The 9396-nt window shown below is 39.1% G+C and carries 12 protein-coding genes and 1 pseudogene; 4 read left to right on the top strand and 9 right to left on the bottom strand.

Annotated elements, in window-relative coordinates; all coding sequences use genetic code 11:
• The 3 genes from H540_RS0120455 to pepF all read right to left on the bottom strand — a co-directional run.
• The coding region (locus H540_RS0120455) for a transposase (protein ID WP_034671541.1) at positions 1–235 on the bottom strand (235 nt) is incomplete at its 3' end.
• Between the two features lie 186 nt (positions 236–421).
• On the bottom strand, positions 422–613 hold the full coding sequence (locus tag H540_RS0120450) for an IDEAL domain-containing protein (RefSeq protein ID WP_028402177.1): 192 nt from the start codon (positions 611–613) through the stop codon (positions 422–424).
• 150 nt (positions 614–763) lie between these two features.
• Positions 764–2554 carry an oligoendopeptidase F gene (gene pepF / locus H540_RS0120445; RefSeq protein ID WP_028402176.1) on the bottom strand — a complete coding sequence of 597 codons (1791 nt, stop codon included), beginning with the start codon at positions 2552–2554 and terminating at the stop codon, positions 764–766.
• Positions 2555–3148: 594 nt separating this feature from the next.
• On the opposite strand from pepF, the gene H540_RS0120440 reads away from it, so the two are divergent.
• The 4 genes from H540_RS0120440 to lsrF are packed head-to-tail and all read left to right on the top strand — an operon-like array spanning position 3149 to position 6851.
• Positions 3149–4108 (top strand): sugar-binding transcriptional regulator, encoded by a 960-nt coding sequence (locus H540_RS0120440; protein WP_028402175.1) that lies wholly within the window; start codon positions 3149–3151, stop codon positions 4106–4108.
• Positions 4109–5671 carry an autoinducer-2 kinase gene (gene lsrK, locus H540_RS0120435; RefSeq protein ID WP_028402174.1) on the top strand — a complete coding sequence of 521 codons (1563 nt, stop codon included), beginning with the start codon at positions 4109–4111 and terminating at the stop codon, positions 5669–5671.
• A gap of 25 nt (positions 5672–5696) precedes the next feature.
• Entirely contained in the window at positions 5697–6059 is a 363-nt protein-coding gene (locus H540_RS0120430) for a cupin domain-containing protein (protein WP_028402173.1), read from the top strand.
• 6 nt (positions 6060–6065) lie between these two features.
• Complete coding sequence (gene lsrF / locus H540_RS0120425; RefSeq protein ID WP_028402172.1) at positions 6066–6851, top strand: 3-hydroxy-5-phosphonooxypentane-2,4-dione thiolase; 786 nt, start codon at positions 6066–6068, stop codon at positions 6849–6851.
• A 315-nt stretch (positions 6852–7166) separates the two neighbouring features.
• On the opposite strand, the gene H540_RS33820 is transcribed toward lsrF, so the two are convergent.
• From H540_RS33820 to H540_RS34805, 6 genes and pseudogenes are all read right to left on the bottom strand, one after another.
• Positions 7167–7418, bottom strand: a complete 252-nt coding sequence (locus tag H540_RS33820) for a hypothetical protein (RefSeq protein ID WP_028402171.1) — start codon at positions 7416–7418, stop codon at positions 7167–7169.
• 100 nt (positions 7419–7518) lie between these two features.
• On the bottom strand, positions 7519–7662 hold the full coding sequence (locus tag H540_RS34100) for a hypothetical protein (protein WP_169729581.1): 144 nt from the start codon (positions 7660–7662) through the stop codon (positions 7519–7521).
• A gap of 320 nt (positions 7663–7982) precedes the next feature.
• Positions 7983–8666: a hypothetical protein gene (locus H540_RS0120410; protein ID WP_028402170.1), complete on the bottom strand. Its 684-nt coding sequence runs from the start codon at positions 8664–8666 to the stop codon at positions 7983–7985.
• A gap of 82 nt (positions 8667–8748) precedes the next feature.
• Positions 8749–8898 carry a hypothetical protein gene (locus H540_RS33485; RefSeq protein WP_155891098.1) on the bottom strand — a complete coding sequence of 50 codons (150 nt, stop codon included), beginning with the start codon at positions 8896–8898 and terminating at the stop codon, positions 8749–8751.
• Positions 8882–9016: pseudogene (locus H540_RS35645) on the bottom strand (DUF6363 domain-containing protein); the annotation flags it as partial. The gene H540_RS33485 and the pseudogene H540_RS35645, both read right to left, overlap by 17 nt.
• Before the next feature lie 30 nt (positions 9017–9046).
• Positions 9047–9172, bottom strand: a complete 126-nt coding sequence (locus tag H540_RS34805) for a hypothetical protein (RefSeq protein WP_425388152.1) — start codon at positions 9170–9172, stop codon at positions 9047–9049.
• Positions 9173–9396: the final 224 nt, after the last annotated feature.

The raw sequence follows: 9396 nt of genomic DNA, 5'->3' as shown, positions 1-9396 counted from the left end.
ATTGCCGTTCTGAACGAATGCCGTAAAAATAGCCGATAAACATCATTTTAAAAAGAGTAATGGGATGAATCGAAGGTCTACCATTGTCTTTACAATAGTAAGGACGTAACTTTTCCTCTATAAAATCAAAGTCAATCGTTGCTTCCACGGCACGTAAAAAGTGGTCTTGTGGAACTAACTCTTCAACAGAAACCATTACACGCTCATCTCGATGATTTTTCAGTGCTCCCATCATGGGACATCGCTCCTTTTCCTCTTTTCTATCAGTATGAACAGATGAAAAGGCGTTCAGACACAAAAAAGGCTGTAGAGAAGACTTTCTCTACAGCCTGGAAAAAGGAAGAGGTTAAATACCTCTTCCTTTTTTATTATATGTTGGCTTCACATGTTTTGAAATGACTCTAGTTTTTATGCTGCATCTTTACAGAAGTTTCTTTAACTCTTCTGTTAACTGCATGAATTTCTCCTTGTTTCCATCCTGTAATGACTGGTCGATTTCTTTTCGGAGCTGCTCTTTTCGGAAACTAAGAAGAGCTTTATCTAATAGCATTTCGGCAAAAAGAGCATCCATTACTTCAGGCTTTTGAGGGGCATTGAGCAAAGGTTTTTTCATAAGAAATCAACTCCTTGTCCTTTTTTTCATTATACCAACAACTTTCTGATTATTCAAATATTTTTTAATATTCTTTATGAATTCTTTTTTTAACAAAAAAAAGACCTGCCTTCTTGTATGCAGCAGGTCAAAGTATCTATATATCTTTAGTTATTGTTGTTTAGAAAAATCATCTACCAGCCCGCTGAAAACAGATAAAGCATTTTGAATAGGCTCCGGCTTAGATAAGTCTACACCGGTTTGTTTCAGCAATCCAAGAGGATAATCACTGCAGCCGCTTTTCAGGAAGTTTAAGTAAGAGTGCAGTACATCTCGATTTCCTTCAAGCAATCGATCTGCGATGTGAATGGCCGAAGCAAACCCTGTTGCGTATTTATAAACATAAAAAGGCCGATAGAAATGAGGAATTCTGGTCCATCCGTATTTCACTTCTTCATCCAGCACGAGTTCTTCCCCATTGTATTCTTTAAAAAGAGACTCATAAATGCTGCTGAACACCTCGGCATGTAACGCTTCCCCGCGCTCTGCTTTTTCGTGAGTGATTTTTTCAAATTCGGAGAACATGACTTGCGTGAAAAATGTTCCTTTGAATTGGTCGATGAAATGGTTCAACAAATGCTTTTTCATTTGGCCGTCATCTGTGTTGTTCAATAAGTAGCGAATCAATAATACTTCGTTTACTGTGGAAGCCACTTCCGCTACAAAGATGGAATAACCGGCCTTAATCTGCGGCTGATGTCTGCTTGAATAGTAGCTGTGCATCGCATGCCCCATCTCATGCGTGAGAGTGAATAAACTGTCCAGATCGTCCTGATGATTCAATAAAACAAACGGATGGACTCCGTAAAGACCAAGGTTATAAGCTCCAGAACGCTTTCCTGGGGTTTCTCTTACGTCAATGTATCTTTTTTCTTTAAAGCCCGCCAACGTCTGAACATACTCCTCTCCAAGCGGAGCTAAGCTTTTTAACATCGTTTCGTAGGCTTTTTCATACGGAATCACTTGTTCAATCCCTGCTGCTAAAGGAACGCTTAAATCGTAAGCGCGCAATTCATTCAGACCAATCCGTTCTTTTCTGATTGTCATATACTTATACATCGGTTTCATATTTTCTTTCGTGGATTGAATCAAGTTTTCATAAACTTCCTTAGGAACCATGTCCGAGAACAAAGACTTCTCCAACGCAGATGGATAATTTCGCATGTTTGACAGCAACACATTATTCTTAATTGCGGAAGCCAGCGTGGAAGCAATCGTATTCTGCAATTGAGTATAAGGCTGATAATACGCTTGATATGCTTCTTTTCGTTTGTCTCTTTCTTCGTGTTCAATCAATTTTGAATACATGCCTCTTGTAAGTCGAACCTTTGCCCCATTATCATCCGTTACTTCTCCAAATCGGATATCTGCGTTATTGATCATCCCGAATGTATTTCTGGGAGAAGAAAGCGCTTCTCCCATTTGAGAAAGAACTTCCTCTTTTTCTTTGCTTAATACATGTTTTTTATATCGGTAGGCTTCGAATAAATCATCCTCAAAGTATGTAAGGCCTTCCGCTTCTTTTATGTATTCTTTTAATGCTCCTTCATCAAGACTTAATAAAAAGGGCATGAAAAATGAAGTTGCGCTGCTGAATTTTTGTCCTAAGTGCCGCACTTTATCCAACAAGGCTTGAGAAGAAGAAACCCGTGTATCGATATCGATTTGCAGTTGGGAAAATGCGTACAATTTGCTGTAAAGATAAGTTGTTTCTTCCTTTAATGTTAAGTACTCATACAAAGCTTGTGCATTATCAATCGTTCCATCGAAAGTTCTAAGTTTTTCTGTCATTTCCAGTACGATTGTATAATCTGTTTCCCAGGATTCTGTATTTGGATAAATGTCTGTCAAATCCCATCTTTCACTTGCTGGTACTTCTTTCCTTGAAGAGTATGTTTTCATCAATAAAGCCCCCTTGCTTTTGGTCTTAAAACTCATTTCATTAACTTACTATATAAATCCATCTTAGTTTTCCGACATATCTATCATTTGCCATGCAGAACAAAAGAGAAACTGCGCTCGCTCCCTCTCTCTCCCTGCATGGGCTACAAAAAGGGTTTGACCGCTTCTATGCTTAGTCGGATGATCTCTCCCCCTAAAAGAAAAGTTGTTATGTCTATTTTTTTAGTTGCATTTATATAGTTCAGTTTATTATGAAACTCCCAGACTTATCCACTATCAATTTATTATTTGCTAAATACTTCTTTGAATGTTTCTTGTACTGCTTATTGCTATAGCAGTTTTTAATGAAATTGCGGTGTATGAAATTACATATAATTCCATTTAAGGATACTTAGACAAATTAATCCCGTCAGCTGTAATTACTTCCACATGTAACATTTTTATTATAATCCTGATTATGTATGAATGGCTCTATAAAAAGTCTAAAAAGCTAGCAGCAACAGAAGATAGAATGCAGGATATGAGCTAAGTTAACGAACTTACTTCCTGCATAAACCGTTCAAACTGAACATATGTTGAAGCAACGGCCATTTGTTGAAAGGGATGAACAAAATGACACAACTACATTTCAAGGATAATCTACTGACAAAGGTAGCTTGGTACTATTACAAAGATGGCTTAACGCAAAATGAAATAGCAGGAATATTGAATATATCTCGCAACAAAGTTGTGCGTTTACTAGAAAAAGCAAGAGTAGAGGGGATTGTGCAATTCAACATTAAAGGCTCCGGTTTGCATTGCCTTGGAATTGAAAGAGACTTCATTCGAACTTTTCAATTAACAGATGCGTTCATTATTCCTACTCCTAAAGGGAATGTATCAGATTCATTAGGAAAAGCAGCAGCTCAATATTTAGAAAACCATCTTCCTTCTAACGCTCTATTAGGAATTGGTTGGGGAGAAACCGTTTCTAAAACACTGCATGATCTTAACTTAGATTGTCCCGCAAATTTGTCTATTGTAACCTTAACCGGCGGAGTTAACTATTATTTTCAAAGGCAAGGCGGACAGATGAGTCAAAGTATAGCAAAGTTTAAAGGGCAGATTCATATTATCCCTTCTCCTTTTCTAGGTTCAACTGACGAAATGTCACAAAGTATTTTGTCCGAACCTGCTGTTAAGGATATTTTGCACTTAGCCGCTCTAGCTAACGCAACCATTGTCGGGATTGGCGGATTATCTTCAGAGGCCACTATTATAAAAGAAGAAAAAATGACCCTCGGAGAGATGGCTTTTATTCGAAATAACAATGGTGTTGGAGATATACTGGGACAGTTCTATGACTGCTCTGGAAAAATATTGAATCTTCCGCATCATAAAAGATTAATTGGCGTTTCACTCGATGTGTTAAGAAAAATGAAACATGTTATCGGTGTCGCAGCAGGACAACAAAAGGTAGACGCTATATACGGCGCAATGAAAGGCAAATATATTCGTACACTTATAACAGATGAAGAGACTGCTATCTCCCTACTACAAAAGGAGGGCAAATAAATGTCTGTACTGTTAGCATTTGATGCGGGCACAGGAAGTATCCGTGCGGTTTTATTTGATTCATGGGGACAGCAGATTGCTGTTTCCCAGCGGGAATGGACGCATTCTTCCGACCCTAAATATCCTGGTTCTATGAACTTTGATGTAACACAAAACTGGGAACTGATAAAGGAATGCACACGCGAGGTTCTACATAAAAGCGGGATAGTTCCTGCAGATATAAAAGCAATTAGTGCAACAAGCATGAGAGAAGGATTTATCTTGTATAACGAACAAGGCAAAGAAATATGGGGATGTGCCAATGTAGACGCCCGGGCATTTCAAGAAGTTGTGGAATTAAAAGAAATAGAGTCTGATCTTGAAAAGAAACTATATCTAACTTCTGGCCAGACATTTGCATTGGGGGTAATTCCGCGCTTACGCTGGATTCAGAAGCATCAGCCGGAAATATACAAAGAAATTCGTAGTTTTACGATGTTGAACGATTGGATTTTGTATAAGTTATCCGGCGTCCTGCAAATAGATCCTTCTAATGGCTGCACATCAGGAATTTTTAATTTATATAACAGGGATTGGGATTCAAGTCTTGCAGAACAGTGTAATATTACCATCCCCTTTGCTCCAAAAGTAAATGAGGCAGGAACAATAATTGGAGCTGTAACAAAGGAATGCGCCGAGGAGACGGGACTTTTGGAGGGCATACCTGTCGTTTCAGGAGGCGGTGATGCGCAAATGGCCTCTCTTGGCACGGGAATCGTAGAAGCGGGACAGACTTTTGTTTGCGGCGGAAGTTTTTGGCAGCAGGAGGTAAATATATCTGTGCTCCAAGCAGACTCTAAAGCTAGAATTCGTGTAAATTGTCATGTTATTCCGACCCTTTGGCAGTATGAAACGATTGCTTTTTTTCCGGGATTGGTTATGAGATGGTTTCGGGATGCATTCTGCCAGGAGGAAAAATCATTGGCTGACGAACTTGGAATAGATGCTTATGAATTATTGGAACAGCAGGCTGTGAACGTACCCGCGGGATCAAACGGCATAGTCCCTATTTTTTCTGATCTTATGAATTTTATATCTTGGCGTCATGCCTCCCCGTCTTTTCTAAACCTAAGCTTAGATCCTGAAAAGTGCGGCAAAAAAGAAATCTTTCGTGCGATTGAAGAAAGCGCTTGCTTTATAACATATGGAAATCTGAAATTAATTGAAGAGTTGACAGGTTCGTTTCCGAATGAAGTTGTATTTGCAGGCGGCGCATCTAAAGGCAAGCTATGGTGTCAAATACTTTCAGATGTTTTGGGTATACCTGTTAAAGTCCCTGTTGTAAAAGAAGCGGCAGCTTTAGGAACTTCTATTGTGGCAGGAACTGCAGTCGGCTTATATCCATCAATGGAAGAAACGGCAAGAAAATTTGTTAAGTGGGAAGCAACCTATTATCCAAATCCGGTAGATCATGAGCATTATCAATCTCTTTATAAAAAATGGAGAGAAATTTATAAAACCCAGCTTTCTTTAGCAGACCAAGGTTTAACTTCCCATATGTGGATTGCGCCAGGTGCCATTTAAGATGGACATCAAAGGAGTGAATGCTATGTTAAAAGTAAATGAGGAAGAATTTGAGTACCGTTTTGGAGATAACGGACCGAAATATTTAGTGAAAGGTCCCAATATTGATGTTGGAATTGTAGTGATAAAGCCCGGACAAGATTTTCAGAATCATTATCATACTACATGCGAAGAAGTATTCTATGCGTTAGAAGGAGAAATAGATTTTTATATTAATAATATAAAAGTACATGTTAAAGAAGGAGAGCTATTGCAAGTCCGCCCCAAAGAATCCCACTACCTCATCAACCGTTCAAACAAAAATTTCAGGGCGGTATTTATTAAATCTCCGCATTTACAAGTAAAAGATACAGTAAATATAGAGAATCCAACAGTTGATAAGGAGTGATACAAGATGACTTGGGGATTTCAAAATCGTTTGCATACGATTATACCGAATGGAAGAGCTGTTATGCTCGCCGTAGATCATGGCTATTTTTTAGGTCCGATTCATGGGTTGGAGAAACCGGGAGAAACTGTTAAGGATTTATTGCCTTTTACGGATTCTCTCTTTGTAACTCGCGGCGTATTATCATCATGTATTCCAAAGGATTGCAGTACCCCTATGGTTCTCCGTGTATCTGGCGGTCCTAGCGTGGTCGGAGAAGATTTAGCTAATGAAACTATTGTAACTTCAATAAAAGAAGCCATTCGTCATAACGTTGTCGGAGTCGGTGTATCCGTATTCGTAGGATCTCAATATGAAACACAGACCATCGCAAATTTGGCTCATATCGTTTCGGAAGCGCATGATTATGGGTTACCCGTCTTGGGTATTACTGCAGTAGCTAAAGAGCTTCAGAAAAGAGAAGCAAAATTTCTTGCTCTTGCCTCTAGAATATGTGCTGAGATTGGTGCTGACATTGTTAAAACATACTACTGTGAAAACTTTGAAAAAGTAACAAGCACTTGTCCCGTGCCAATTGTTATTGCAGGCGGGCCGAAATTCGATACCATTCAACAAGCGCTGGAAATCACTTACAATGCAATTGAACAAGGAGCAGCCGGAGTAGACATGGGGCGCAACATTTGGCAATCTGAACACCCGGTTGCGATGATTCAAGCAATTCACGGCATTGTGAAACATAGGTTAACTGTAAAAGAAGCATTGGATTTATATAATGAGGCTGCAAGTCAATAATTAAGCGCGATAGTTGTGTTTTGTTACGTAACACGCCCATAGAAAGAAAAGTGCTTACAACCTATAGGTAAATCTGATCCAACAGAGCAATTTGTTGTTCTGTTGGGTTTTTCTTTGTTGTTTTCACTACCCTCTGTTTTATGAAACTTATTTTTTAAGTGATGAAAAAAGAGCAACCAAATGCTTTACTTGTAGTTTCATTTACTTAGCGAAACCAAGAATCCGAATAATCTAATGTGATTTTTTATTCCTTAGTTTCATTTTCAACTCTCCCGAACAAATCGTATAAGTTCAGCATCCAGCTTTATGTATTTGTTATTGCAGTCCAATATAACGGCTAAGATCCCTCTTTATCTGCTCCCTTTGCGCAACCGTTAACAAAATCGGAAATTGATCATTGACTGTAATAACGGTATCTTCTCCGCTGCTTTGCTGATCAAGACGGTTATATAGCGCACGAGCTTCTGCAGAAGTCAGTACAGTATGTGTTTCTACATGCTTAATAGAGTGTATCGTTAATTCTTCAGTGTTTGTATCAAACGTTGCTTCTATAAGATTACCCTCCATATTTTCACCTCTTTCTTTTTTAGCGTAACCTGCGGTGCATTCTTTATGCAAATATAAAAGGAAGAGGTGTTTGGCCTCTCCCCTTTCATATTTTAGGCTACTAATATTCTATTTCATCATAATCTTTAGGCTGCGGTTCCGGCTGTTCGTTTTTTTCATTCGAAAGATTATTGTAAATCGTTTTCATTTCATCATTCATTTTGTCAGTGGTTTTTCTTTTGTTTTCGTATGATTCCTTTTTCATGGCAATCAACTCCTCTTAGTATTTTCAAGGATAATATGCTCTTATTTGTGCTTTTCTACTCTTGTTTCAACTAACTCTTGTTCTTTAGGTGATAGGACAATTCATCCCCACCCTACTCATTGAGCTGCGCCCTTCCCATTCCTTGAGGATGGGTCTTCTCGCCTACAAAAAATAAAAAGCTGCGGCACATGCCGCAGCCAACTTTATTGTCTCGCTCTCCTTTCCATCTTTCTCTTATATATAAAAGGTCAAACACTAACCTTATCTATGCAAGAAAAGCAGTAAGGACAAACCTCCTTTAGCAGGATTTTATTTTCAAACTACGAAGCACGCGGCTCCGCTCTTGGAAGCGGAAGAACTTGATCACCTGGACCGAGAAAGCGTAACAAAACCAGAGGAAGACAAGCAGCTGCTTCGAATGACCTCATTATATGTACCCTCATTGGATCTTTAACCTTGTGTTCATTCACTACATGTAAGCCTGCATGCTTCTTCTTGTCCTTGTGCAAGCCAATTTTCATGTTTCCAGCCGCCATCTTCGTTCTATCCTGTGGTGCTTCTTTCTCTGTCACTTTCGGCACGATGAACAGGACGTACTCAGTAATTTTGATGTTTTCCGTTCGTTTCCGCTTGGATTTTCGTCTCGCTGCTTGTTTTTCTTTGCTGATCAGTACATATTCACAGGCATGCTCTGTTTCTCTTTTGATGATGGAAAGCTCATTTGTAATCACATGTTCTGCTTTATTTGCTGTGAGCTTCACAATTTGATTGAGCACGGTTTGTCCGTTGTTCCTAGCGGCAAATTTAAGCTTTAGTACGGAGCCTTCACTCATAAAATGGAAATCTTGTAGCTGTCCTTGCTCGTTCAACTGTACGCATAAGGTTAATTGCTTCGTTTTCTTGCTTCGAAGCTCCGTGACATTTGGAAATTTCATTTTAGTACCGGGAAAGCTGACAAAGATGCAAGTATGATTTTTGCTTTTCTGTACTTCCGCACTGCTCATACTATCCCCTCCCTTTCCGGAAACTTTATTATCTATAAGATGAAATTTCCACAAATCTCTTTTGTTTTCCTACAAACCTATGCTAACTTTTCATCGTCAATTTCTCGTGAATATTGCGCTGTATTTCTCTTTCCTGCCCAATTGCGAGCATTTTCATCATCGAAAACGGCGGATTGCTGATGCAATTTGTTGAGCAGAAATTAACAAATCCAGCTCTACAGACTTTGCTCATGCATTTGCGCATCCTTATAGCCAAGTTCATATAGATTTATGGGCCTTTGCTGGTTCCGCTCAATCCGGCTTACAGGTATGTTTATACTCGGCTGTATGACATATGTATTGTTTTTTTGCTCCGTGCGTTCAGGAGTGCAATCGTATCATTATATAATCGATATTGTTCCTGCAGGCGGCGTTTGATAGCCGATTTGCTTTGTGAATTGCACTTCTTCAGCATATGATTCCCAGTGATCCTCTGCGAAAAGCTTCGGAACAAGACCGTCAATCAAGGCACGGATTCCTTCCTGTTTCACTTTTTCAGCATTGAGATCCCTTCCCTTTTTGGCCTGGTTAATTTGACATGTATAAAAACATATAAAACCATCTCAAACCAACCAGTCCTCCCCTCTCATTTTATTTTTTAGAACCAATATATGTTTTGAAACCTCCAGATTAACGTTACAGGTTTCAATCCATAACGCTTTAGGATTTTACCGTCTGTCGTGGTCATATT

The sequence above is a fragment of the Ectobacillus panaciterrae DSM 19096 genome (genome assembly GCF_000430785.1).
Lineage (GTDB): Bacteria > Bacillota > Bacilli > Bacillales > Bacillaceae_G > Ectobacillus > Ectobacillus panaciterrae.
Note: the sequence above shows the minus strand (reverse complement) of the source record. Positions and strands in the feature narration are given on the sequence as shown.